Source organism: Bacteroides fragilis NCTC 9343 (genome assembly GCF_000025985.1).
Taxonomy (GTDB): Bacteria; Bacteroidota; Bacteroidia; order Bacteroidales; family Bacteroidaceae; genus Bacteroides; species Bacteroides fragilis.
This window is the reverse complement of sequence record NC_003228.3, coordinates 3,230,452-3,253,285: the sequence shown is the minus strand read 5'-3', so window position 1 is coordinate 3,253,285 and position 22,834 is coordinate 3,230,452. Positions and strand designations below refer to the sequence as shown.

Genomic DNA, 22,834 nt, shown 5'->3' with positions numbered 1-22,834 from the left:
AACAGTCGTATTTGGAAGTAAGTGTTATCACGTTAACTGATATATTTAGATACAAAATGGTTCCATATATAGAGACGTATCTTATCTATTAAAATAGCTGCTGTAAAGAATGTTAATAATAGACCCGTGATTACCAACAGGCATGATATACCATTGTAGGTAACTGCTAGTTGTTGGATGTGTGGTTTCATAAAGTATTCCCATATGAAGAAATGGAATAGATAAACAGCAAAACAGGACGCCGCAATCCAATTGATTCCTTTGTTTTGAAAAGCGAACCTATTAAAGAAAAGGAGCAGATAAAGTGCACCTGCTATCACTAATGGGCTCGTATAAGTCCAAAACATACAAAAATATCCAACTTTGTCAAAGTAGCATGTAATGATTAGCATTAGGGCTGTAAAAGTAGACAAACTTATGTACATAAGGAGATTCTTGCTTTTTGACCACTGTGTATAAGATGGTTGATAGATACGAACGTAGCGCGCTAAAAGATACAGCCCCATAAAAGAGAAGGCAGAATATCCTTTTTCAAAATAGGGGGCCCCATTGGAAAACCAGCCATATATTGTCTGGAAGATAAAAAAAGAGAGCAGCACTGTACTAAATGTTCTTTTGTCAGTTTTTTCAACGAAGGCATTGAGGATGGGAGCCATAATAAACATACCTAAATAACACTTCACAAACCAAACATTATTAGTGAGCATCAAACATCTTTTAATACCACTTATCGATAATGGTTCAATGCCAATCAATATTGTAAAAGTATAGATACCAATTAAAAAGAATGCACACTGAAAAAGCAGATTACATAGACTTTTAATGTGGAAGTTTATGCCAAACCAGCCTGATAATAAGACGAAAGAGTTGACACAGACGATAGCAAATGCTTCTATAATAATTCGAAATACAGAAAATAAAGGAAGAATTGTCATTTCTGTCCTGTCAGGCATACCAAGAGCCTGAAAATCGGCATGTACTACCAAAACGAAAAACATTGAAAGCAAACGTAACAACTCCAGATTGGAAGAACGAACTTTTTTAACTGTGAAGTTATTGACTAAGGACATATTATTTATAGCGTTTTGATACTTTGTTCACTATTACCTTAACTTTACTAAATACCATGACACGCTCTTCACTACTGCAACCAATATATAAAATAGAGAGAAGTGTACATGAAAATGAAACTACACTTATGAGAGTAAAAGTATAAATATTTTCTTCAAGTATAAAGTGTAGGTACAGAGGGAGTATAGAGGCTGTGATGGTGACAAATATTACATTGAAATATACCTTTTTAAGGAAGGAGCGAGCAGGAAAGTGTATCATATTACGTAACATAATAACACGGGCCATTTCGCATATCATAGATATGATAATAGCTATTATCACAACTGATTCTGGAATGCATCCTAAACGAAGGCAGATATAAGATAAAGGTAAATTGACCAGATTAAGTCCACCGACTATAATTTGAAATTTTTTGATCTTCCCAGTAGCCAGCATAGCGTTTATTAGAGGATTGGCTAAAGATTCACTCATAGTGAAGAATAGGACAAGCTGTACGAATAGTACAGTATGTTTTGGTACTTGCCCCAACCATAATTGAAGAATAAAATGGGTATTACTGATGATAGGTAAGGCAAGGATAAGTAAAATGTAATAAGAAAGTCGTGCACCTTGAAAGATGAGTTGCATCATGTAATCATAGTTGCCAGAAGCATAACTTTTTGTAATTTGTGGATTGAGTGCTGTCTGAAAGTTGGAAACAAAACCACTGACTGCATTGTTGACTTGCATGGCAACTCCACGAGCTGCATTTACGGCTGGTCCACAAAACATATTGATGACAATGTTTCCGCCTTGGTCACGGAGAATAGCTGCTATAGAGCCGATAAAATTCCAACCGGCGAAACCGAACATATTTTTGAGTAAAGACTTATCAAAAATGAAATGGTAAGTACATTCCTCAAAATGGCGTTTACAATAAAAAATATATATACTTTGTATGATGGTAGAATTGAATACAATGAAGCCTGCGAACCAAATTAGTTTATCTATTGGAGCTATAGAAATGGTTAGAGCGACAGCCAGTTTCCCTATGACATCAAAAATACTGATATAGGCAAAAGCTGACATTTTTTCGTGTGCTACTATTGTTCCGGTATAGGGAATACTCATTAACGAAAGTGCAAAAGATATAATAGAGAACTGATAAATGATATTGGCGGCAAGTATACGTTCTTCGGGTATTACCATTTTGTTATTTAGAAACCAAAGTCCAATGGTTTCGGCAAGAATAACCACGATGATAACCAGAAAAAACTGTATAGAAACAGCTGTTGAAAATACTTTTTTTAGTTTTTCTTTATTTTCTGTTCCAAGTTCAAAGGTGATAAATCTGCTGATGGATGACACCAGAGAGCCCGATATAATGGAGAACATAGCGACAAGGCCGCCTACTACGTTGTATATACCAAAATCCTCTATACCTAATGCATTTAGGTTGACACGGCTGGTATATAAGCTAACCAGCATTAAAAAGAGCATTCGAAAATACAATAACAGTGTATTTTGGGCTATGCGTTTGTTATTTTGAGAATCGCTTGGCATATGATATTAGTGCTCTTTACGTAGCTGAGTAAAATTTAGGCAGCCTCCATTGGGGATAGTTTTCCCATAAAATAGGGGTTGCCTAGCTGTATTAATAGGGGGAAGGCTTTTATTGAGGAGGCTACTGATCTATTCAAAATTTCAATATTGTATTTCAGTGGGTGGAACATGTTCATCTCACCGCCTCCATCTTTCCCACTCTCTCCACGAACCCCACCGGCATATCCACATGGGCGCAGCCCAGCATATCCAGCCTTACCGCCACCTTGCTTTTGCCGTCGATGGTCACCAGCTCGCCTTCCAGTCCGGCGAGGGGGCCTTTGATGACTCGCACCTGTTCGCCGGGGGCGAGGGGGGAGGAGCACACTTCGATGGCTTCTTCGGAGTAGTCGAGCATGAAGCGGAAGCGCTCCATCTGCTCGTCGGGGATGACGGCGGGGGTGCTTTGTCCGCGCAACACCATGTAGCGGCTGACGGACGAAAGGGTCAACACTTCGGCACGTTCTGCCGGGTCGACGTGTACGAAGATCATCATCGGGATGACTACGCGCTCGATCTTTTTGCGGCGGTCGCTCCATTGATGGATTTCTTCCTGCACGGGGAGGAAACTTTCGATGCCCATTGCCGTCAGGCGGTCACGGGTTTTCTTTTCGTGATAGAGACGGACATAGGCGGCAAGCCAGGATTTCATGTCTGATTGGGAGTATGGTTTGAGAAAGGGGAGGGAGGGTCGCTCCCGGATACGCTACGCGGTTACCTGTCACAGTTGCCTGCTGGGGTAAACCGAATCTTACGTTTGATTTTGCTGCAAAGATAGATATAATTTTACTAAATACAACAAATTGTTTATGAAAATAGAAAAAATAATGAATTTTTAATCTTTAGGTGTTACTTTTGTAAGTTTTAATAATTAACATATCTTTTAATTTTAATGATTATGGAAAAAAAACGACAAGTTTAAGAGTCCGAACGAATTGCTTAAAGAGTTGTCCGGACAGGTGTTTGCCCTGGTGCGTGAGCTTCCCAAACCGCTTTCGAGAGAAGAGATGCGGGAGTTGAAACGGTTGTGCCGCTTCCTGAACAATACGGTGAAGGATCAGGAGCGGAAACAGGAGGTGAGAAAATAAATCCGGGTGTTAAAAAGAACCGGGAAACGGATGGCGAAAGTGGGGTGCGGGTGGGTGTGGAGGCTTTCCGAAGAGACTTTTACGGCGGTTTTAACATTCGGAAGTGTAAAAAGTTTGTTGTTCTTTTGCATCATGGTTCATTGCAGAGGATGCGCAGTAGCAAGGGTTTTGCTTTGTGCGCTTGGCGGCGGATCGGGATTAAAAACATTAAAATTTAATACTCAATGAAAAAGAGAGAGTTTAAAATTTCCTTTTTCCTCCATGTGTGGGAAAAGAAAGCGGAAGAGATTTCGCTGGAAGAGTTTCATAATGACCTCAGGGGAGCACGCTGGAAGGTGCTTGCCGAGTCGTACCGGCGGTGGATGCGGACGGGCATGACCGAGGAGGGCAAAAGGCTGAAAGGGGCTCTGAATGCGGTGGTAGTGGCCGGCAAGTGCCGGGGCGGACATGCGGCGAACCAGGTGACCGAGCTGAACGGACTGGCGCTGTTCGACTTTGATCATTGCCTCGAGATGCTGGCCGGGATGAAGGAGAAGGCCGGGGCGCTGCCTTATGTGGTGGGGGCTTTTGTCAGTATCTCGGGTGAAGGGTTGAAGCTGATTGTGCGCATCGATGCCGAGAATGCCGGGCAATATGCGGTGGCTTATCCTGTCGTTGCCCGTGAGTTGGAGCGGGTGCTGGGGCATCCTTGCGATATGTCGTGCCGCGATCTGGGACGGGCGTGCTACGCTTCGTATGATCCGGAGGCGTACTATAATCCCGGTGCCGGGGTGTTTCCGTGGCGGGAGCAGGTGGACGGGCTGTTGCAGGCGGAAGGGGAGTGTTCCGCGCAGTCGGTGGGCAAGGCTTGTCTGGCGGGCGTTGCTTCCGAAGCGGGGGATGGCTTTATGCAGGTTTTCCTGAATGATTTTGATGCCCGGAATCCGTTTGTGGCGGGAGGGCGCCATGCGTTTGTGCTGAAGCTGGGACGTGTTGCCCGGTATAAAGGTTTTTCGCCGGAAGAAATGCGGCTGTTGCAAAAAGCAGTGGTTGAGAAATACGCGCAGGCTGATTTCGGGAGCGGAGAAATAGAGAAAACATTATCGTCTGGTTATCAGTATGTTTCTGCCAGGAGGGCGGACGCTATGACGACTGATTTGGGTCCAAAGGTCCAAGGTCCATTCTATGGGATGCCCGAGGAGGAGGAAGAAGAGGATTTGGAGGATATCTTGTTCGGAAAAAGTGAAGGATTTCGGCGGAGTGCACCTTATTTCCCCGACGAGGTGTTTGAGCATCTGCCTGCCTTGCTGGCCGAAGGGGTAAGGGTGGCGGGAAGTCCTCGTGAGCGGGACATGTTGCTGGCAGCCATGATTGTCAATATCAGTGCATGCCTGCCCGAGGTGCGTCTTTTGTACGACCAAATGTATTATTCTCCGCATCTGTACTATATGGTGATAGCCCATGCCGGGGGTGGAAAGGGAGTGGTGGGGCTTGCCGGAATGCTGCCTGCCGAGATTCATAAGTTTTATGAGAAACAGAATGATGAGGTGCGTCTGGTGTACGATAAAGCGTTTTTCGAATGGGAGCTGGAGCAGAAGAAGGCGCAGGCGGAGAAGCGTTCGCCGGACTTTGCGTTGCGTCCCCGGGAGCCGTTGAGAAAGTTGTTGATGCTTTCGCCCAATGTGTCGAAGAGCTTGATCATTAGCGCTTTGGAAGAGAGTGGAAAGCTGGGGTGCTGCATCAATGCTACGGAGCTGGACATGGTGTCGGGTGCTATCCGGAATGAGTGCGGAAAGCACGATGATGTATTCCGGGCTGCTTTTCAGCACGAAGTGGTATCGGCTGATTTCAAGGTGAACGGGCGCCAGGTGGTGGCTCGTCATCCGCGTCTGGCTTTGTGTCTGGCTGGCACTCCCAATCAGTTGGTGCGTTTTATTCCTTCATTGGAAAATGGGCTGTACAGTCGTTTTCTGATATATACGGGGCAGAGTGCCTGGGAGTGGCGTTCGGCTGCTCCGCGGGCAGGGTGCGAAGATCATCGTGCGGTTTTTGCCCGCCTGAGTGCCCGCCTGCTCGAGTTACATCAGTTTCTGCTTCAGTCTCCTACGGAGGTAACGTTTACTCCTGGGCAATGGGAGGAACATACATTGCGGTTTGCTTCTCACTTGTCTGAGGTGGTGAACGAGCGGGATGACTCACCAGGTGCGATCGTGCTCCGACACGGGTTGATGGCGAGCCGGATAGCCTGTGTGCTTACGGTGCTGCGGAAGGGGGAGTGTGCTTGGGCGATGCCCGAATATGCATGTTCTGACGAAGATTTCCATACCGCTATGTTGATGACGGATGTGTTGCTGGAGCATAGTTTGCTGCTGTCTACCTGTATGCAGAAAAGCGAGAGTAAGCCGAAGCCTTTAAAACCTTATTTCAGATTGCGTCCGGTGTTGCAGGTTCTTTCAGGAACTTTTACTTTTACTCAAGTGGTGGATAAGGCTGTGGAGATGGGGATTCCTAAAACCACTGCCAAACGGCTTTTCAGGAAGACGGTCGAGCTTAAACTCGTTGTAAAAGAGGGAGATGTGTGTCGAAAGACGACTCGGAGCTGGGGAGCGGGCATCCCATAGAATGGACCTTGGACCTTTGGACCCAAAAAGAGGGTGGAAGGGTGCCTGTCTTTGTATGAAAAAACTCTTAAGCCTTTTCCGAAAAGACTTAAGAGTTTAGAGGAAAAGACTTGGATGTTTCGAGGGAAACGTCTAAGTCTTTTTCGTGTTTTTCACCACAGAGGACACAGAGTCTCACAGAGAATCTATATTTTCATTGGATATGCTTTTAGAAAAAAAACTCTGTGAGACTCTGTGTCCCTCTGTGGTGAATTCCCCTCTGTGGTGAATTCAAGGTTCTCCCAGGTAATACACGATCAGCCGGACTTCCCGTTTAAGGAAGCTGTGGCGGTATTTGTTGTAATTGACATCGGACAGTGCCTGTGTCAGGGCGGTGTTTTTACGCATCCAGCGGTAGAGTTTCTGCAGGGCGAGCACGGGGTCGAGTCCCGGGCAGTAAAGCTGTGCAAGTTCGGCTTTGGTGTACGAGCGGATGATGAAATCGGCTTCGGTTGTGTCTTCTTCTTTTCTTTGATTCATGGCTTTGATTATCTGATTGTTACATACTGTAAATGTACGGAAAAATATCCGGAATGCAGTGTGTTTTTATATTCTTTTTTCCTCAAACTTTGTCATCGGTCCTCTTTCTTTGTCATTGGAGCATCGGGGGTGTCGTATCTTTGAAATGTGATTGAAAAACAGATGTTTAACTCTAAAAAGAAAGTACGATTATGAGTAAAGAAGTTACGTATTCGGTAGTGGCGCGCAAGAACATGCTGAAGAAGGATGATCCCGCCAAGTATTATGCCCAGGCACAGGCCAGCGGCGATGTGGGGCTGGACGAGATCTCGACCCGGGTGGAAAAGGCCTGTACGGTACATTCGGCGGATGTCGTGGCAGTGCTGAAGGCGCTGGAGGATGAAATGGTGGATGGCCTGTCGAGGGGAGAGATTGTCAGGCTGGGGAATATCGGCACCTTCCAGGTGGGCCTGCGAAGCAGGGGAGCGGAGAAGGCGGAGGATTTCAAAGCGGCGAATATCAGCAAGGCGAGAGTGAACTTCCGTCCGGGGCCTGTGCTGGCGGATGCGATGAAGACGCTCAATTTCAGTAAGGTGAGTACGCGGGCGGCGCAGAAAGGCGATGGCGGCGGGGACGGGGATATTGTGGATGACCCGACAGCATGACCCGACCACAGAGTGACACAGAGTCTCACAGAGGAGGAATTTCAACGACCTTTCTGTAAATCCGGAAATTAAAATTCTCTATACTATAGTCCCGGGGATTAAGATTCTATATCAGCTTGAAAATAAAGACTCTGTGTTGCTCTGTGTCCTCTGTGGTGTAAACGTAAAACAACTTAATATAGCAAAACAACGATGAAGAAGTTACAAAGAATCTTGGAATGGGTGATTGCATTCCTGATGTTTCTCAGTGGGAGGAATGTCGAAAAATGAAGGGGGAAGTATGAGGAAAATCGATTTGATTGTGATTCATTGCTCGGCAACGAGAGAAGACCGGTGTTTTACGGAGTTCGATCTGGATGTCTGCCATCGCAGGCGGGGATTCAACGGGCCGGGATACCACTTCTATATCCGGAAGGACGGGCGGATTGTGTCTACCCGTCCGGTGGAGAAGATCGGGGCGCATGCCAAGGGGCACAATGCGACGAGTATCGGTATCTGTTATGAAGGCGGGCTGGATGCGAGGGGCCGTCCCAAGGATACCCGGACGGAGTGGCAGGTACATTCGATGCGGGTGTTGGTGAAAACGTTATTGAAACAGTATCCCGGCAGCCGTGTGTGTGGCCACCGGGATCTGAGTCCGGACCTGAACGCCAATGGGGAGATCGAGCCCGAGGAATGGATAAAGCAGTGTCCGTGTTTTAATGTGATTGAAGATAAAAAATTACATTGATGTTTTAGAATTGATTATGAATCGTCAAAAGGGTTAATTAAATTAACTCTTTTGGCGGTTTGCTTTTCATGGAATAAGTGTAACAAATAATTAATTCATTATATTTTATAAAATCATAGAGATACTTTTCTAATTATGCTTTTGTCCGTAGCCGTAGCCATAACCGTACTTCTTTCCGTATCCGTAATAGCGGCCGTATTTTCCGTATCCATAGTAATAGCCGTATTTCCGCTTTTTCATGTCCAAGCCGTTGATTACGGTACACAGGTTGGGGAGCTTGTTGCCCAGGCGGAGATCTTCGAGCAGGGTATAGTCGGCTTTGTGGGTATAGTCGGCGCGGCAGACATAAACCGATAGGTCGGCCACCCGTGCGATGATCTGTGTGTCGGTCACCATTCCGATGGGAGCGGTGTCGAGCACGATATAGTCGAAGTGCTTTTTGAGGATATCGATGGCTTCCACCAATGCCTGGCGTGCCAGCAGTTCGGTCGGGTTGGGCGGTACGGTTCCGCCGGGGAGGATGCTCAGGGTGCGGGATATCCCGGAGGGCTGCACCATAGACATCAGGTCGGTGGTCTGCGGGCCGGCCAGGAACTGGGTGATTCCTTTTTCTTTCTGCGAGAGGTTGAAGACCTTGTTGAGTCCCGGCTTGCGGATGTCGAGCCCTACGATGACTACTTTTTTGCCCAGCAGCGAGAGGCTGATGGCGAGGTTGGTGGCTACAAATGTTTTTCCTTCGCCGCTGATGGTAGAGGTGACCAGGATGACTTTATTCTCTTCGCCCAGCATAAACTGCAGGTTGGTGCGGATGCCCCGGAAGGTTTCCGCCATCAGGCTGTTTTCGTTTTCGCGGACAGCGATGCCTCCCGCTTTCCCGTTACCCTCTTCGGCCAGGGGGATGTCTCCGATGATGGGGGCGGAGGTCAGCTTTTCCACATCGGCCCGTCCTTCTATCCGGAACTGGAGCAGCCCCATGACGTAGATGATGGCTACGGGGATGCCCATCCCCATGACGAGGGCTATCATATAGATCGTTTTGGTCTTGGGAGAAACGGGACCGTTGTCCGCCATGGCCTCGTCTACGATCTTGGCGTTGTTGGCAGTGGCGGCCAGTGCGATGGAGTTTTCTTCCCGTTTCTGCAACAGCATCAGGTAGAGTCCGGCTTTGATCTCCTGCTGCCGGGAGATGCTGACGAACTGGCGTTCCTGCGCGGGCGCATTGCTGATGCGGCGGTTGAACTTGCTGGCCTGACGGTCGAGGTCGGCCTTGGTGATCAGCAATCCTTTCTGAACGCTGTGGATGGTGGTCAGGATGTTTTCGCGCATGGCACGGATGCCGCTATCCAGGTTCACGATCACGGGGTTGCTTTCCGAGGAGTTGCGTAGCAGGCGGTTGCGCTGAAGCACCATTTCGTTGTATTGCCCGATCAGGGAGGAGAGTGACTGGTCGGTCAGGCCGACGTTGACGGGCAGTACGGCGTTGATCTTGTCCGGAGCGGAGATATATTCGGCGAGGTAGCGTACGAGGTTGAGCTGGGTGCCGTTCTCGACCCGTTGTTTCTCGTAGGCGGAATTTTCGCTCACAGCCAGTTGGGCGTCGCTGGCAAGGTCCGTCAGTCCGGCATCCCGTTTGAAGGTTTCCAGCTCCTTCTCGGTACTGAACAATTCGTCGTTGATGATGCGGATACGTCCGGCGATGAACTCTTCCGTTTTCTCCGCCACTTCGTTTTTGTCGTTGTTGGTGTTCCGGTTGTAGACTTCGATCAGCCGGTTGATGAAGTCCTCGCCCCGACGCTTGTTGGTGTTTTTGAGCGAGACGATGACGATGGAGGTGGTTTTGGAGGTAGGCTCTACGCTGAGCGCCGCCGCATACCTCTTTGCCGTCTGCATGGGGTTGCTTACAACGGCGGTGAGTGTCTGCGGTTCACTTACTCCGGCGGAGTCGCCGGCAAGGGTGAAGGTGAACGTTCCGGCCGGAGTGACGAGCAGGCCCGGCAGTTTGGAGAATTTTTTGTTGTAGGAGGTTTCCCCGACGGTGGCTTTCACGTCGAGCCGGTTGCCGGGCGACAGGGTGAGTTCGAATACGGCCGGCCCCGGCAGCTTGTCTGCTTCTTGCGGGGTGAGGCCCACCAGTACCGGCGAACTTTTATAAAGCTCTACTTCGTTGAAACTGCCTTTGACGGAGTAGGTGGTGTAGAGGTTCAGCTCGCTGATCACATGCTTGACCAGCGTTTTGGAACGTAGTATTTCAATCTCGTTGTCGATGTTCGATACCGAGTTGACCAGCCCCAGGCCCTCGAGCGCGGCGAGATTTCCGCCACTGTTGCCCCCTTTCTTATCGTCCTTGATGATGACCGAGGCCGAGATGTTGTAGACCGGAGTGGTCTGCCGGAGGTGTAGCCATGCTCCTGCCAGGCAGATGATGACCGAGGCTACAAACCAGGGCCACCGGATGACGTAGCGGAACAGGAGGGCATGGAAGTCTATTTTTTCTTCTTTCTCTTCGTATAGATCGTCGTATAAGTCTTCTTTCATTGTCGGGGTTTCTTTATTTGGCGATGGTGATAATTAAACTGGCAAGCGACACGAGCGTGCCTACCACGGAGAACCAGATGGTGGTGCTGGCGCTGATGTCGGCTGTCTTTGCCTTGGTCTTATTGGGGGTGACATAGAGGATGTCGTTCTGTTGCAGATAGTAGTAGGGCGATTGGATGATGTCTGCCCGGTTCATGTTCAGCGTGATGATGTGCTGGTGTCCGTCGGCGTCCTCGCGGATCAGGCGGACATTGTCGCGCAGTCCGTACACGGTCATGTCGCCTGCCATGGCAAGGGCTTCGAAGAGGTTGACCTTTTCGTTGCTGATGGTAAACGTGCCCGGACTGTTCACTTCGCCGATGACGGAAATTTTATAATTGGCCATGCGAACCGTCACAATGGTGTTTTCTTTGATGTATCCTTTCAGCTTTTCCCTGATCAGACTTTCCGCTTCGCCTTTGGTCAGTCCGCCGATATGGAGGGTGCCCAACACGGGGAAGTCGATGTTGCCCCGGTTGTCGACCAGATATTGCTGAAGGGCCGGTTGGCTGGTCAGGCTTTTTTGTGTATTGCTGACAGGGGTGGATACGGTCAGGTTGAACGGTTCTGCCAATTCCGGATCGCTGCACGATACAACGATGGTGAGCAGATCCTTCGGCAGGATGCGGGCATCATAGAGCTTGGCCTCTGCAACGGCACGTTGCGCCTCTCCCGGGTCTTGCAAGTAGGGTACTTTCTTGTAGGACTGGCAGGAAGCCAGCAAAATACAGGTTAACGTGAAAAAAAGTAGTCTTTTTGTCATTTATCTTAATTTTAGAATATTACTATGGGGTGGCTCACCACAGAGTACACAGAGTTTCACAGGGTTTTCATCTTTTGTGTGATGGGGGAAAAAAAATTCTCTGTGAAACTCTGTGTTCCTCTGTGGTGTAATCTCTTTTATTCATTTTCTTTATTTTAATAAGCTTCTTTTTCTCCTTCCAGCGCATTTCTTACGGTTTTATATATAATATATAGATCGAGCATGAAGGTCCAGTGCTCGATGTACCAGATGTCGCGTTGCACACGTCCTTCCATTTGCCATAGTTCGTGAGTCTCTCCGCGGAAGCCGGTGACTTGCGCCCAGCCGGTGACACCCGGTTTTACGAAATGGCGGACCATGTATTTGTTGATCAGTTGTGAGTATTGTTCCGTGTGTTTCAGCATGTGGGGGCGGGGGCCTACTACCGACATGTCGCCCATCAGTACGTTGATGAACTGCGGGAGTTCGTCGATGCTGCTTTTACGCAGGAAGTTGCCGAAGCGCGTTTTGCGGGGATCGTGCAAGGTGGCCTGCAGGGTGTCGCTCTGCGTGTTCACCTTCATGGAGCGGAACTTGTAGCACCAGAATTCCCGTCCGTCTTCTCCACTGCGCTTTTGCTTGAAGAAGATGGGACCCGGCGAGGTGATTTTGATGGTCAGCCCGACAATGACATAGATAATGGGGAAGAGGGTGCAAAGAAACAAGAGCGAGAAAGCGATGTCGAACACACGCTTCCTGAATCGGTTTTCGGCAAAACTGAGCGGCTCCTGGCGGATGCAGAGTACGGGCACGTTGCCCAGGAGCTCGAAGTACATGCGCCGCTTCAGATAGCTGCGCACGTTGGGGACACTGAAAAAGCGTATCAGGTGATTTTCGCAATAGTCGATGATGGGGAGAATCTCTTCGCTGCGGGCCGAAGGCAGGCAACAATAAACCTGCTCGACTCCTCCCTGCTTCAGGCGGTCCACAATCTTACCGGGTTTTCCCAGATAGTTCACCTTTTCGGGGAAGCGGCTGCCTGGCTGGTCGTCAAAGTAGCCGATGACACGGAATCCGGAAGTGACGTCGTCCGTCATTTGATGGTAGAGTTCGATTATATTGCTATTGCTTCCCACCAGAATGATGCTGCGGGAGTTGCCTCCATGCTTACGATAGGACTTCAGGATCTTGCGGAACAATAACCGGTAACAAACCAACAGCAGAGTGAACGCAATGTAGAACAGTAAGAAAAAGCGGGCGGAAAGGATGCCGAAGTTTCCAAAGGTGAGCGCGCAGGAAAAAAACAAGGCGTGTCCCGCACTGTTGCGTAAGGCACGCCATACGATTTGCTCGGGACGTACTACACGGCGGTGCAATATGATACCTGAAGACATGTTGCTAACCAGGTAGCATAAGTTGAGCAATACCAGTACTTGGGGAAGTGAGTGAATGAATGGATCTGCAAAAAATTTGCTCCCCAATAGGGTGTACAAGGACAGAAAGGTGCCATTCAAGAGAATGAGATCTCCGGTGAATACAATCCTTTTAATGACTTTATTGAACCGCAATACCTGTTTCATACTGTACTTTTAGAAATGTTTGCGATAGTTGTCGTTAATGTTTGAATAACTACCATCTTGCTGTGTGCATTGCAATTTGTTCCCTTACTTATTAGGTAATAGAACAAAGTGATCCCTTACTTATTAGGTAATAGAATGCGGAATAGCGAAAAGATATGAAATATAACTTTTAGAGGTTAACTAAACATAAAACAGGGGCTGGATTATATAATTCTGATGTCAAATTATTGCAAATTGTAAACTCCTGTTTGAGTAATTACATCAAACAGGAATTATGACTAATATTTCTATTAAGTGAATAAATTATTTCAAACTGATACTTCAACTGGTTATAATCCACTTTTATAGAAAAGAAATTATCATTTTGTTTGTGGAGTTTCAATTATTATCTCTATTTTTGCAGCGATAAAACAAATGAATCTGTTCTATTACCTAATAAGTAAGAGAACAGCTATTATCACTCCTCCTCCTCTTTCTTAAATCTCACGGCGGCAATCACTTTTTTATTTGCGTTACTGAGCGTTTTGTTATCAAAAGATGCCAGATAAATGTATGTCACCTTCTCTGAAGCATGCCCCATTCCTGCACTGATCACTGAAACCGGAACCCCTTTCTGCAGGGCCGTGGTCGCCCAACTGTGGCGTGCCACATAAGAGGTCAGCGGAGTCTTCAATTTCAGTATTCCGGATATCTGGTTGAGGCGTTTGTTGTATACCCTCAATGCACTTCGGTACTGCTTGTGCCCCTCCTCTCCGGCTGCGCTGATGACGGGCAGCAGATAGACGGATTCTTTGCAAAGCGAGGCATACTTACGCAAGATCACTTTGGCGCAGTTTTCTATGATTACCGTAAGTTGCTGTCCCGTTTTCTGGCGGAAATAAACGAGCATGTTTCCCTGCACATCGGTCTTGCGGAGATGTACCAGGTCGACAAACGGGATTCCCCTCAGGTAGAAGCTTAGCAAGAAGAGGTCGCGGGCAAAATCGAGCCGGCTGTTCTTGCTGAAATCTGCTTCGAGCAGGCGGGAAATGAGGACGGGTGAGATGGCACGCTTGGCAGTGGGTTCGTTGCCGATAAAAACATTCTCAAACAGCTCGCGGGTGTTGAGCGAAGCTATGTTCTGCTCCGATGCCTGATTGCAGATGGAACGCAACATGCGCATGTAGAGCGAGATCGTGTTGTACCGTTTCCCGTTGAGGATTAAGTATTGCTCGTACTCCTTGATACTCTCGGGAGTGATCTCTTCAAAAGTCAGTGAGGCTTTTCCCGCAAACTTCTGAAAACTGTGCAAAGTGTAGAGGTAGGTATTGGCTGTGCTGTAACGCCCGCCTAACTTCGCTTTTCTTGCTAAAGATTTAATGAATTTTTCTATTTCCATTTTCTTGTTCTTTTTAGTGTGTTCAAGAACACGGTTTATAATAAAAAAGATTTTGAGTGACAGATTGGAAAATATGCTGGAAATTAGTAAAAAATCAATAGCATAAATGTATAGACGAATGAAAGTTTCAGAAATACCCAAGTGGCATGAGAAAAAAGGAACGTAAAAAAGTGTCCCGTATTTGAATGAATAGCCGTTTTTTCGTGGTGTATTAATCATTTAAAAACATGAATTATGGTAATAGCTTATTTGAGAGTAAGTACGGAAAAACAGTTTTTGGCTAATCAGAAGGAAGAGATTATGCGATTTGCAGAGAAGAATGGGTTGTCGATTGACAAGTGGTACACAGAGACCGTAAGCGGAAGCGTGAGCACAAAAGACAGAAAGCTATCAGAGTTATTGAAGAGAATGCATCCCGGGGATACACTGATTGTAACGGAGATTTCGAGATTGAGCCGTACACTGCTCGAGATTATGACTATCCTGAATTTTTGTATTAAGAAGCAGGTAGTGCTCTATAGCACCAAAGAGGGCTATGTGTTTCAGGACGACATCAACAGCAAGGTGCTGGGATTCGCGTTCGGACTGATGGCGGAAATAGAAAGGAACCTGATTTCGATGCGTACCAAAGAAGCTCTCGCACGCAGAAAGCAGGAAGGAATGACTTTAGGCCGAAAGAAAGGGGATACGCCTAAAATAAAATTGCTGCGTGCCAATAAGCGCGTACTTACCAAAGAACTTGACAAAGGAACTACTTACTCGGAATTGGCGGAGAAGATGGGGGTATCCAGAACAACCCTGTTCCGGTTTATGAAAACGATGTATTAGTAACGGTTAGGGGAGTCATAATTCACCGCAGATTACACAGATTCTCACAGATTAATAATTTATTTTACTGAGAGTTTAATTAAAATATCTGTGTTAATCTGTGTAATCTGTGGTGAATAGGGGTTCATTCAATGTTTATCATTTACCGTTCATCACCGTTGATCGTTTATGAAGGCTTTTCAGTTCGAAGGACAACATGACACGGAAGAATCCGATGATCAGGAAAGTGAATGCCAGCATATATATAACGTAGAGGGCACCTACGGCCGGCTGCCACAGGATGATCAGCGAACAAATGATGGCGAGGATGCCGAATCCCATGTACCATCCCCACTCACGGGTGCCATAACGCTTCAGGTCCATAGAATAGCCTGTGGCGGAGAAACCGCGGAACATCATCCAGAAGGCGACTATGAACGGTATGACTTCCATGCTGAGCAGCGGATAGGCTACCAGGTAGATGCCTAAGATCAGATCGATGATACCGCCTGCGAGGTACCATCCCCAGGACGAGATGCCTCGCCGGTTACTGATGGAGAAGATGATTTCGATGATACCACTTATCAGCATCGAAATGCTGAAGATGACGCTGAGGGCAATGTAACTGCTTCCCGGTGCGAATAGCAGACAGAGAGCCACGATGATGTACAGAATACCCAGAATAAGAGATAACCACCAGTTTTTGACTGCGTGTTCCATCTCGTCGAATAAAGTTTTCATATCAATTTTATTTTTTAGATTATTGTCCATCGTGAACAAAGTTCTTGCACCGATTGTTTAGAATATAGTAAATAAAACTTAGAGTTATCAATTATGGCAACAACAAATTTCAAAGGACAACCGGTAAAGCTGATTGGCGAATTTATACAGGTTGGAAAGGTGGCTCCCGATTTCGAGCTGGTGAAAAGTGATTTATCTTCTTTCGCACTAAAAGATCTGAAAGGTAAGAATATTGTTCTGAATATTTTCCCGAGTCTGGATACCGGTGTGTGCGCCACTTCGGTGCGTAAATTCAATAAAATGGCAGCCGGAATGAAGGATACCGTGGTATTGGCCATTTCGAAAGACTTGCCGTTTGCGCAGGGACGCTTCTGCACGACAGAGGGTATCGAAAACGTGATTCCGTTGTCGGATTTCCGCTTTTCGGACTTCGACGAGAGCTATGGCGTGAGGATGGCTGACGGACCGCTGGCCGGACTGCTGGCGCGTGCGGTAGTGGTGATTGGGAAAGACGGGAAAGTAGCTTATACAGAGCTTGTGCCGGAGATTACTCAGGAGCCGGATTATGAAAAGGCATTGGCTGCTGTGAAATAATCTTTTTTTTTTGAATGGTTTCAAGGAACAGAAAGTCCGTGTTCACTCCGGGGGGGAGAGCACGGACTTTTTCATGCGGGTATAAAGCCTGTCTTTACAGGCTTTACCCCCTATGACTACTGCTTGTTACGTGTGTTGAACAGGCAATCACTTCTTTTTGGTCATACCGAAGTCGAACAGGGTCTGAGGAACAGGTACCGCTACGCCTGCCAGTTCCACTTTATCGGCGCTGAGCTTCAACTTCAACTGATTTTTCTTGTAAGCAAAGCTGCCTTTGTCCGGAGACGAAATGGTTACGGTAACAGTCTGTCCTTCCTGGCCTTCTACGGCTGCAGGCAGTTGAAGGGTCAACGGTTTCGGATCGAAAGCAAGGTAGATGCTGTCCTTCTCTGTGTTGAGAGCCGGCTTGTAGCCTACTTTGTATTTTACGTCACCGATGGCTTTGACAATGGCTTCCGCTTTGTCTTTATCGCCTACAATGGAGGTAATAAGTTCGGTTACCGGCAATTTGTCGAAGAACACCGTGTCATTTTTCACCGTAGCGTTTACGTCTTGTCCCTGGGGAGCTTCTCCGGCATTTTCTTTTACAGTGGCGGGAGTCACCGGAGTTATCAGTACTTTTCCGTTATAGGTGCCTGCCACATCGTTGGTGGATGGAGGAGGAAGCGGAGAATTGTCATCGTTGTTGCAAGAAGACAAGGTTACCACTGAGAAAGCAATCGCAAAAGAATAAAAAAGCTTGGTTAAGTTGAAATCTTTTTTCATTTTTTTAAACATTAAATTTGTTACATAAATTGCTTTTTCATCAAACAACTGTAAGGCCTAGGATTTGTTTTTTTGATGAATTGTCAATAACTGGTTTGGTGTACGTACAATAAGTAAATGCAGAAAATATAAAGGTACTGCATGGAGGACGAAAAAAAAGAAAGATTTTTTTTGAGGGAGGGATGAAGGCGGAGTTTTACCACGGAGTACCACAGAGTCTCACGGAGTAATAGAGAGTAGAGAGTAATACAGAGTAATACAAAGTTCTTAGAGTTCACTACCATTCGTTATCGATAGATTAAGTTCACTCTGTGTTGCTCTGTGTTACTCTGTGGTGAATGCTGATTCTTGCTGTGGAGGCACTATTTCTTTTTCTTCATTCCTTTGTAGACAAGGAAACCTACGATGAAGACTCCGATGACGATGAAGCAGTAGCCCAGTTCATGGCTGTATTCTGTTACTTTGGCAAGCAGTTGCTCTTCGCTTTCGATGCCGGGTACGGTGGAAAGGTAATAACCGATGGCAGCGAGGATAGTGTTCCATAATCCGGCACCCAGAGTGGTGTAGATCAGGAACGTGTGCAGCTTCATGCGGGCAAGTCCTGCAGGAATGGAGATCAACTGGCGGACAGCGGGAATCAGGCGACCGATAAAAGTGGAGAGTGCTCCGTGCTTGTCGAAATATTCTTCGGCATGCTGCACTTTGGCTTCATCGATCAGGCACATGTGTCCGAAACGGCTGTTGGCGAACTTGTAGACGATGGGACGTCCCAGCCAGCGGGCCAGATAGTAATTGATAATAGCACCGAGGTTGGCTCCCAGGGTGGCGAAGAGCACTACCAGATAGATGTTCAGCTCTTCGTTGACTGCCGCTTTGTAGGCTGCCGGAGGAACGACTACTTCGGATGGAAAAGGAATGAAAGAACTTTCAATGGTCATTAATAAAGTAATGGTCCAGTAATTGAGGTGGTCTAAGCACCACTGAATGAAGGCTACAGATTCCATTTGTTTAATTTAGATTGAATTGATATAGTTTTGTTTTTTTTGATTTACCACAGAGTACCACAGAGTTTTTTAATCTCTTGTTTATAAGATATGAAGAGAAAATAATCTCTGTGGAACTCTGTGGTGAACTTGATTATTTTTCGTCTTTTAAAAAATCGTCCAGTTCGCGAAGCATCTGTTCTCCGTCGACACCCATTTCCAGTATCGTATCCCGGAGGGAGTCGAGATTGATGGAATCGCCGGACATCGCGTTGTATTTCTTGAATCCTTCATGATCCTGAAGGACGAGGCATACGGCGGCCAGTTGTTCGCAGATCTTGGGGTACTCGGGATCTTCTTCCAGCACCTGCTCGAAGCAGAAGCGTGCGTTCTCGAGCATGCGGAACTCGAGGCTGTAGTTGCCTATTTCCATCCAGGTATCTGCTTCGGGGGCATAGCGGAGAGCCAATGCCCACTCTGCACGGGCCAGGTCGAAATTATCCTCTTCCATATAGATGCGTCCCTCGAGCAGGTAGGGTTCTGCATCCTGGGGGGCGAGCTCTTTTGCCAGTCGGCAAAGCCGGTGGGCTTCTTCCGAGTCGCCCTGGCGGGAAGCGCAAAGTGCTTTGTTTGAATAGATATCGGACAATAGCGGGGAAGAACCGTTACCGTTTTCTTCGATCGCCCGGAGAGCCATGCTGTAACTTTCGTTGGCTTCAGCCCAATTTTCCTGCTGGGTGTAGGCCAGTCCGATGAACATATATGTAAATTCGGGGGAGAGCGTTTTATACTTCAGGGCTTTCCGGTATTCAACGATGGCTCCCTCGATGTTCTCAAGATGAAAGAGGCTGTGTGCCTTGATGATGTGGGCTTCGCCGAATTCTTCGTCGGCTGCGATGGCAAAGTCACAGGACTCGATGGCTTTATCGAAATCTTTGGTGGCAAACTGGCATTTGGCCAGGCCTACCCAATAAGCCGGGTTATAGGGATTCTTGTCGATCAGCTTGTTGAAGACAACGATGGCTTGCTCTATGTATTCTGCTCCGGCCGCACCGTAGCAATCGGCGGTGGCTGCCAGGAAGTCTTCGTCATCTTTGTACATCTCCGCACCCCGTTTGAGCCATTGTACGCCTTTCTCCGGATAACCTAAGTCGGTGTACAGGTAGACAATATCGACCAAGATGCCCAGGTCGTTTTTCTCTTCCTCTTCTATACTGTCGAGCATTTGGTCGGCGGCATCCAGTTTACCTTCGTTCAGCAGCAGTTCGGCCAGGAGTAGTTTTACGTTGGAGGAGTAAGTGTCGGTGATGAGTTCGGCCACCTCTTTGGCCTTTTGGGGTTGATTGAGATCCAGGAACAGGTAAGCCTGTTCGACCATGAGGTCGGTGTGTCCCGGATGGAGTCCGAGTCCGTATGTTATGACCTCCTGGGCTTCCTTAAACTTACGTTCGGAGGCATATAGATCGGCAATATCAGCCAATTGGTCACCGTCCAGGTATAGCGATTCGTTTTTGGCTTTTACCGCTTCGTATTGTGCGATAAGGTTCTGTAATTCCCGCTCTCTTTCGGACGGGGAGTTTTTTCTGCCCAATTTAATTAGCAATTATACAGTTAATAATCATTCGATTCGACGGAGGGGGAGGTGTGTCCCCTGTGGTGAGTTCCGACACACGCTCCCTTGCCCAAAAATTATTTATTGATCTTTCCCCAGGTATCTTTCAGTCCTACGGTGCGGTTGAATACCAGATGTCCGGGGGTGGAATCTTTGTCGATATTGAAATAACCGATACGCTGGAATTGCAGATAAGAGAGCGCGGGCATGTCGGCCACGTACTTCTCTATATAGCAATGGGGCAGTACGGTCAGTGAATCCGGATTGATCATTTCCTTCATGGCTTCGAGGGCGTCGCAACCTTTGGCTTCACGGATGGCTGCCATTTCGTCGCGCGGGTTTTCCACTTTCCAGAGACGGTCGTACAGACGCACCTCTGCCGGCAGGCAATGGTTGCAGCTGAGCCAATGGAGGGTGCCTTTCACCTTGCGGTTGGCGTCGGGCATGCCGCTTCTGGTGTTGGGATCGTATTCGCAGTATACCTCGGTCACGGTGCCGTTCTCGTCTTTCTTGCAGCCTGTACATTTCACGATGTAGGCATTCTTCAGACGCACTTCCTGTCCCGGAGTCATGCGGAAATATTTCTTCGGGGCATCTTCCATGAAGTCATCGCGTTCCATCCACAGTTCGCGGCTGAACTCGATGGTATGGCTTCCGGCTGTCGGATCTTCGGGGTTGTTGATGGCTTCCAGTTCCTCAACTTGTCCTTCGGGATAGTTGGTGATGATCAGTTTCACCGGGTTCAGTACGGCAGATACACGGGTGGCACGGGCATTCAGGTCTTCGCGTACGGCGCTTTCGAGCAGGGCGAAGTCGTTGAGTGCATCGTAAGTGGTGTAACCTATTTTATCGATGAACTTACGGATGGATTCGGGAGAATAGCCGCGACGGCGGAATCCGCAGAGAGTCGGCATACGGGGATCGTCCCAGTCGTTCACCAGTCCTTCCTTCACCAGGATCAGCAGGTTGCGTTTACTCATCAGCGTGTAGTTTAGGTTCAGTTTGTTGAACTCCGTCTGACGGGGACGGTTGTCGTCCAGGTCCTTGCCTTCTTTCAGCCAGTCGATGAACAGATCGTAAAGAGGACGGTGAGGCACGAACTCGAGTGTACAGAGTGAGTGGGTGACTCCTTCGAAATAGTCGCTCTGACCGTGTGCAAAGTCATACATCGGGTAGGCTTTCCATTGGGTTCCGGTGCGGTGGTGTGCCACATGCAGGATGCGGTACATGATCGGGTCGCGGAAGTGCATGTTGGGGCTTGCCATGTCTATTTTGGCACGAAGCACCATGGAACCTTCCTTGGCTTCGTCGCTATTCATCTTTTCGAACAGGGCAAGGCTCTCTTCGATCGGACGGTTGCGGTACGGACTCTCGACACCGGGTTGGGTGGGAGTGCCTTTCTGTTGCGCTATCTGTTCTGAAGTCTGCTCGTCTACGTAGGCCTTGCCTTCTTTAATCAGAGTGACGGCAAAGTCCCATAATTGTTGGAAATAATCTGAGGCATAATATACGTTGCCCCATTGGAATCCCAGCCACCGGATATCTTCCTGGATGGCTTCTACATATTCCATATCCTCTTTCGTCGGGTTAGTGTCGTCGAAACGAAGGTTGCACACACCGCCGTGTGCGGCAGCGATGCCGAAGTCGAGACAAATGGCTTTAGCGTGCCCGATGTGCAGGTAACCGTTTGGTTCCGGCGGGAACCGTGTTTGTACTTTTCCCCCGTTCTTTCCAGCTTTCAAATCATTTTCTACTGCCTGTTCAATGAAATTGAGGCTTTTCTTTTCGCCTGCTTCTTCGTTTTTTATATCTGTCATATCTGTCATTATTATAAAAGCTCGTAGCTAATAAGTTGCTGCAAAAGTAGGATATTTTTTTTGTATATCCTTATTTCACGGGTATATATCCACTCTTTTTTATAATATCCTGTCCTTCGGGAGAGAGAATAAACTCGAGCAGGGGAGCGATTTGTGTTTTGTTCTTTGCATCATAATAGTAGTAGAGGGGGCGGACGATGGGATAAGTCTTGTTGGTGGCGTTCTCTACGGTCGGGGTGGCATAGTGCTCGCCATCATACGAGATGGACAGAGTCTTGATGCGCGGCGACACATAAGCGAGCCCTACATAGCCGATTGCCCCTTTGGTCTGGCTGACGGATTGGATAATGGCTCCGGTGGCGGGCATGGAGAGACTGCTGCTCATATAATTCTTGTTCTTGAGGACGCTCTCTTTGAAGAACTCGTAGGTGCCGGAAGAGGTCTCGCGAGAGTAAACCACGATCTTGCGGTCGTCGCCTCCCACTTGTTTCCAGTTGGTTATTTTTCCGCGGAAGATGTCTTCCAGTTGCCGGCGGGTGAGTTTTTTCACCGGATTGGACGGGTGTACAACGACAGCCAGCGCATCGTAAGCGACGATCACTTCGTCTATATCCCGTTTGGCGGCTTTGGCTTTCATCTTTTCGCTGAATTTGATGGGGCGTGAAGCCATGGCGATGTCAGTGGTGTTGTCCATCAGGGCGGAGATGCCTACCCCTGTACCGCCTCCGGTGACTGTGACACGGGCGTCGGGTTCACGGTTCATGAAGCGTTCGGCGGTTTGCTGGGCTACGGGCAGTACGGTGTCACTGCCTTTGATGCGCTGAGCGTTGGCATGCAATGCTGCGAGTGAGAGGGCGGCGAATAAGATAGTTCTAACTTTCATATGATTAAGTTTTGAGTTTGATTCACCACAGAGTAACACAGAGTTCCACAGGTCTTTAATCTTTTGTTACAGTATTTTAGAGAAAACGAATTTCTCTGCGAGAGTCTGTGTTCTCTGCGAGA

The 22,834-nt window shown here is 47.8% G+C and carries 20 protein-coding genes; 6 read left to right on the top strand and 14 right to left on the bottom strand.

Annotation, left to right across the window (positions count from 1 at the left end; translation table 11 throughout):
• Window positions 1-32 precede the first annotated feature (32 nt).
• The 3 genes from BF9343_RS13365 to BF9343_RS13355 form a co-directional block, all read right to left on the bottom strand.
• Complete coding sequence (locus BF9343_RS13365) at window positions 33-1,070, bottom strand: acyltransferase family protein (protein WP_005815323.1); 1,038 nt, start codon at window positions 1,068-1,070, stop codon at window positions 33-35.
• Window position 1,071: 1 nt separating this feature from the next.
• On the bottom strand, window positions 1,072-2,616 hold the full coding sequence (locus BF9343_RS13360; RefSeq protein WP_008769770.1) for an MATE family efflux transporter: 1,545 nt from the start codon (window positions 2,614-2,616) through the stop codon (window positions 1,072-1,074).
• A 172-nt stretch (window positions 2,617-2,788) separates the two neighbouring features.
• The gene (locus tag BF9343_RS13355; RefSeq protein WP_005788621.1) at window positions 2,789-3,307 is read right to left on the bottom strand and encodes a UpxY family transcription antiterminator; all 519 of its coding nucleotides are present in this window, start codon (window positions 3,305-3,307) and stop codon (window positions 2,789-2,791) included.
• 283 nt (window positions 3,308-3,590) lie between these two features.
• Here BF9343_RS13355 and BF9343_RS23750 point away from each other — a divergent pair, with 283 nt between their 5' ends.
• On the top strand, window positions 3,591-3,743 hold the full coding sequence (locus BF9343_RS23750; protein ID WP_162837783.1) for a hypothetical protein: 153 nt from the start codon (window positions 3,591-3,593) through the stop codon (window positions 3,741-3,743).
• 224 nt (window positions 3,744-3,967) lie between these two features.
• On the top strand, window positions 3,968-6,343 hold the full coding sequence (locus tag BF9343_RS13345) for a DUF3987 domain-containing protein (protein ID WP_010993136.1): 2,376 nt from the start codon (window positions 3,968-3,970) through the stop codon (window positions 6,341-6,343).
• A 270-nt stretch (window positions 6,344-6,613) separates the two neighbouring features.
• On the opposite strand, the gene BF9343_RS13340 is transcribed toward BF9343_RS13345, so the two are convergent.
• The gene (locus BF9343_RS13340; protein ID WP_005798527.1) at window positions 6,614-6,862 is read right to left on the bottom strand and encodes a DUF4248 domain-containing protein; all 249 of its coding nucleotides are present in this window, start codon (window positions 6,860-6,862) and stop codon (window positions 6,614-6,616) included.
• A 191-nt stretch (window positions 6,863-7,053) separates the two neighbouring features.
• Between BF9343_RS13340 and BF9343_RS13335 the strand changes: the two genes are divergently transcribed.
• Both BF9343_RS13335 and BF9343_RS13330 read left to right on the top strand, forming a co-directional pair.
• Window positions 7,054-7,506, top strand: a complete 453-nt coding sequence (locus tag BF9343_RS13335) for an HU family DNA-binding protein (RefSeq protein ID WP_005788616.1) — start codon at window positions 7,054-7,056, stop codon at window positions 7,504-7,506.
• Window positions 7,507-7,786: 280 nt separating this feature from the next.
• Complete coding sequence (locus BF9343_RS13330) at window positions 7,787-8,236, top strand: N-acetylmuramoyl-L-alanine amidase (protein ID WP_005788614.1); 450 nt, start codon at window positions 7,787-7,789, stop codon at window positions 8,234-8,236.
• 129 nt (window positions 8,237-8,365) lie between these two features.
• Here BF9343_RS13330 and BF9343_RS13325 read toward each other — a convergent pair whose 3' ends face one another.
• From BF9343_RS13325 to BF9343_RS13310, 4 genes are all read right to left on the bottom strand, one after another.
• Window positions 8,366-10,771, bottom strand: a complete 2,406-nt coding sequence (locus BF9343_RS13325) for a GumC family protein (RefSeq protein ID WP_010993134.1) — start codon at window positions 10,769-10,771, stop codon at window positions 8,366-8,368.
• A gap of 13 nt (window positions 10,772-10,784) precedes the next feature.
• Window positions 10,785-11,573 carry a polysaccharide biosynthesis/export family protein gene (locus BF9343_RS13320; protein WP_010993133.1) on the bottom strand — a complete coding sequence of 263 codons (789 nt, stop codon included), beginning with the start codon at window positions 11,571-11,573 and terminating at the stop codon, window positions 10,785-10,787.
• Between the two features lie 155 nt (window positions 11,574-11,728).
• Window positions 11,729-13,132 carry an undecaprenyl-phosphate glucose phosphotransferase gene (locus BF9343_RS13315; RefSeq protein WP_005788605.1) on the bottom strand — a complete coding sequence of 468 codons (1,404 nt, stop codon included), beginning with the start codon at window positions 13,130-13,132 and terminating at the stop codon, window positions 11,729-11,731.
• Window positions 13,133-13,589: 457 nt separating this feature from the next.
• Window positions 13,590-14,510: a Tsr19 family tyrosine-type DNA invertase gene (locus tag BF9343_RS13310; protein ID WP_009293248.1), complete on the bottom strand. Its 921-nt coding sequence runs from the start codon at window positions 14,508-14,510 to the stop codon at window positions 13,590-13,592.
• 234 nt (window positions 14,511-14,744) lie between these two features.
• Here BF9343_RS13310 and mpi point away from each other — a divergent pair, with 234 nt between their 5' ends.
• Entirely contained in the window at window positions 14,745-15,338 is a 594-nt protein-coding gene (mpi, locus tag BF9343_RS13305) for a serine-type multi-promoter DNA invertase Mpi (protein WP_005803229.1), read from the top strand.
• A 138-nt stretch (window positions 15,339-15,476) separates the two neighbouring features.
• Here mpi and BF9343_RS13300 read toward each other — a convergent pair whose 3' ends face one another.
• A complete protein-coding gene (locus BF9343_RS13300) occupies window positions 15,477-16,058 on the bottom strand; it encodes an HdeD family acid-resistance protein (RefSeq protein ID WP_005788598.1) in 582 nt (193 codons plus the stop codon).
• Window positions 16,059-16,151: 93 nt separating this feature from the next.
• On the opposite strand from BF9343_RS13300, the gene tpx reads away from it, so the two are divergent.
• A complete protein-coding gene (gene tpx, locus BF9343_RS13295) occupies window positions 16,152-16,652 on the top strand; it encodes a thiol peroxidase (protein ID WP_005788597.1) in 501 nt (166 codons plus the stop codon).
• 147 nt (window positions 16,653-16,799) lie between these two features.
• Here the strand turns inward: tpx and BF9343_RS13290 are convergent, their stop codons facing one another.
• The 5 genes from BF9343_RS13290 to BF9343_RS13270 all read right to left on the bottom strand — a co-directional run bounded on the left by BF9343_RS13290 (window position 16,800) and on the right by BF9343_RS13270 (window position 22,712).
• The gene (locus BF9343_RS13290; RefSeq protein WP_010993132.1) at window positions 16,800-17,417 is read right to left on the bottom strand and encodes a DUF4840 domain-containing protein; all 618 of its coding nucleotides are present in this window, start codon (window positions 17,415-17,417) and stop codon (window positions 16,800-16,802) included.
• Window positions 17,418-17,779: 362 nt separating this feature from the next.
• The gene (locus BF9343_RS13285; RefSeq protein WP_005788593.1) at window positions 17,780-18,421 is read right to left on the bottom strand and encodes a DedA family protein; all 642 of its coding nucleotides are present in this window, start codon (window positions 18,419-18,421) and stop codon (window positions 17,780-17,782) included.
• A gap of 133 nt (window positions 18,422-18,554) precedes the next feature.
• The gene (locus BF9343_RS13280) at window positions 18,555-19,991 is read right to left on the bottom strand and encodes a tetratricopeptide repeat protein (protein ID WP_005788591.1); all 1,437 of its coding nucleotides are present in this window, start codon (window positions 19,989-19,991) and stop codon (window positions 18,555-18,557) included.
• 98 nt (window positions 19,992-20,089) lie between these two features.
• Entirely contained in the window at window positions 20,090-21,829 is a 1,740-nt protein-coding gene (locus BF9343_RS13275; protein ID WP_005798520.1) for a glutamine--tRNA ligase/YqeY domain fusion protein, read from the bottom strand.
• Between the two features lie 70 nt (window positions 21,830-21,899).
• The gene (locus BF9343_RS13270) at window positions 21,900-22,712 is read right to left on the bottom strand and encodes a PstS family phosphate ABC transporter substrate-binding protein (RefSeq protein WP_005803239.1); all 813 of its coding nucleotides are present in this window, start codon (window positions 22,710-22,712) and stop codon (window positions 21,900-21,902) included.
• Window positions 22,713-22,834 lie beyond the last annotated feature (122 nt).

What these genes read in the sequence shown, in the direction of transcription:
- BF9343_RS13365 (WP_005815323.1), bottom strand. Translation starts at nt 1,070, where the DNA reads ATGTCCTTAGTCAATAACTTCACAGTTAAAAAAGTTCGTTCTTCCAAT.
- BF9343_RS13360 (WP_008769770.1), bottom strand. Translation starts at nt 2,616, where the DNA reads ATGCCAAGCGATTCTCAAAATAACAAACGCATAGCCCAAAATACACTG.
- BF9343_RS13355 (WP_005788621.1), bottom strand. Translation starts at nt 3,307, where the DNA reads ATGAAATCCTGGCTTGCCGCCTATGTCCGTCTCTATCACGAAAAGAAA.
- BF9343_RS13345 (WP_010993136.1), top strand. Translation starts at nt 3,968, where the DNA reads ATGAAAAAGAGAGAGTTTAAAATTTCCTTTTTCCTCCATGTGTGGGAA.
- BF9343_RS13340 (WP_005798527.1), bottom strand. Translation starts at nt 6,862, where the DNA reads ATGAATCAAAGAAAAGAAGAAGACACAACCGAAGCCGATTTCATCATC.
- BF9343_RS13335 (WP_005788616.1), top strand. Translation starts at nt 7,054, where the DNA reads ATGAGTAAAGAAGTTACGTATTCGGTAGTGGCGCGCAAGAACATGCTG.
- BF9343_RS13330 (WP_005788614.1), top strand. Translation starts at nt 7,787, where the DNA reads ATGAGGAAAATCGATTTGATTGTGATTCATTGCTCGGCAACGAGAGAA.
- BF9343_RS13325 (WP_010993134.1), bottom strand. Translation starts at nt 10,771, where the DNA reads ATGAAAGAAGACTTATACGACGATCTATACGAAGAGAAAGAAGAAAAA.
- BF9343_RS13320 (WP_010993133.1), bottom strand. Translation starts at nt 11,573, where the DNA reads ATGACAAAAAGACTACTTTTTTTCACGTTAACCTGTATTTTGCTGGCT.
- BF9343_RS13315 (WP_005788605.1), bottom strand. Translation starts at nt 13,132, where the DNA reads ATGAAACAGGTATTGCGGTTCAATAAAGTCATTAAAAGGATTGTATTC.
- BF9343_RS13310 (WP_009293248.1), bottom strand. Translation starts at nt 14,510, where the DNA reads ATGGAAATAGAAAAATTCATTAAATCTTTAGCAAGAAAAGCGAAGTTA.
- mpi (WP_005803229.1), top strand. Translation starts at nt 14,745, where the DNA reads ATGGTAATAGCTTATTTGAGAGTAAGTACGGAAAAACAGTTTTTGGCT.
- BF9343_RS13300 (WP_005788598.1), bottom strand. Translation starts at nt 16,058, where the DNA reads ATGAAAACTTTATTCGACGAGATGGAACACGCAGTCAAAAACTGGTGG.
- tpx (WP_005788597.1), top strand. Translation starts at nt 16,152, where the DNA reads ATGGCAACAACAAATTTCAAAGGACAACCGGTAAAGCTGATTGGCGAA.
- BF9343_RS13290 (WP_010993132.1), bottom strand. Translation starts at nt 17,417, where the DNA reads ATGAAAAAAGATTTCAACTTAACCAAGCTTTTTTATTCTTTTGCGATT.
- BF9343_RS13285 (WP_005788593.1), bottom strand. Translation starts at nt 18,421, where the DNA reads ATGGAATCTGTAGCCTTCATTCAGTGGTGCTTAGACCACCTCAATTAC.
- BF9343_RS13275 (WP_005798520.1), bottom strand. Translation starts at nt 21,829, where the DNA reads ATGACAGATATAAAAAACGAAGAAGCAGGCGAAAAGAAAAGCCTCAAT.
- BF9343_RS13270 (WP_005803239.1), bottom strand. Translation starts at nt 22,712, where the DNA reads ATGAAAGTTAGAACTATCTTATTCGCCGCCCTCTCACTCGCAGCATTG.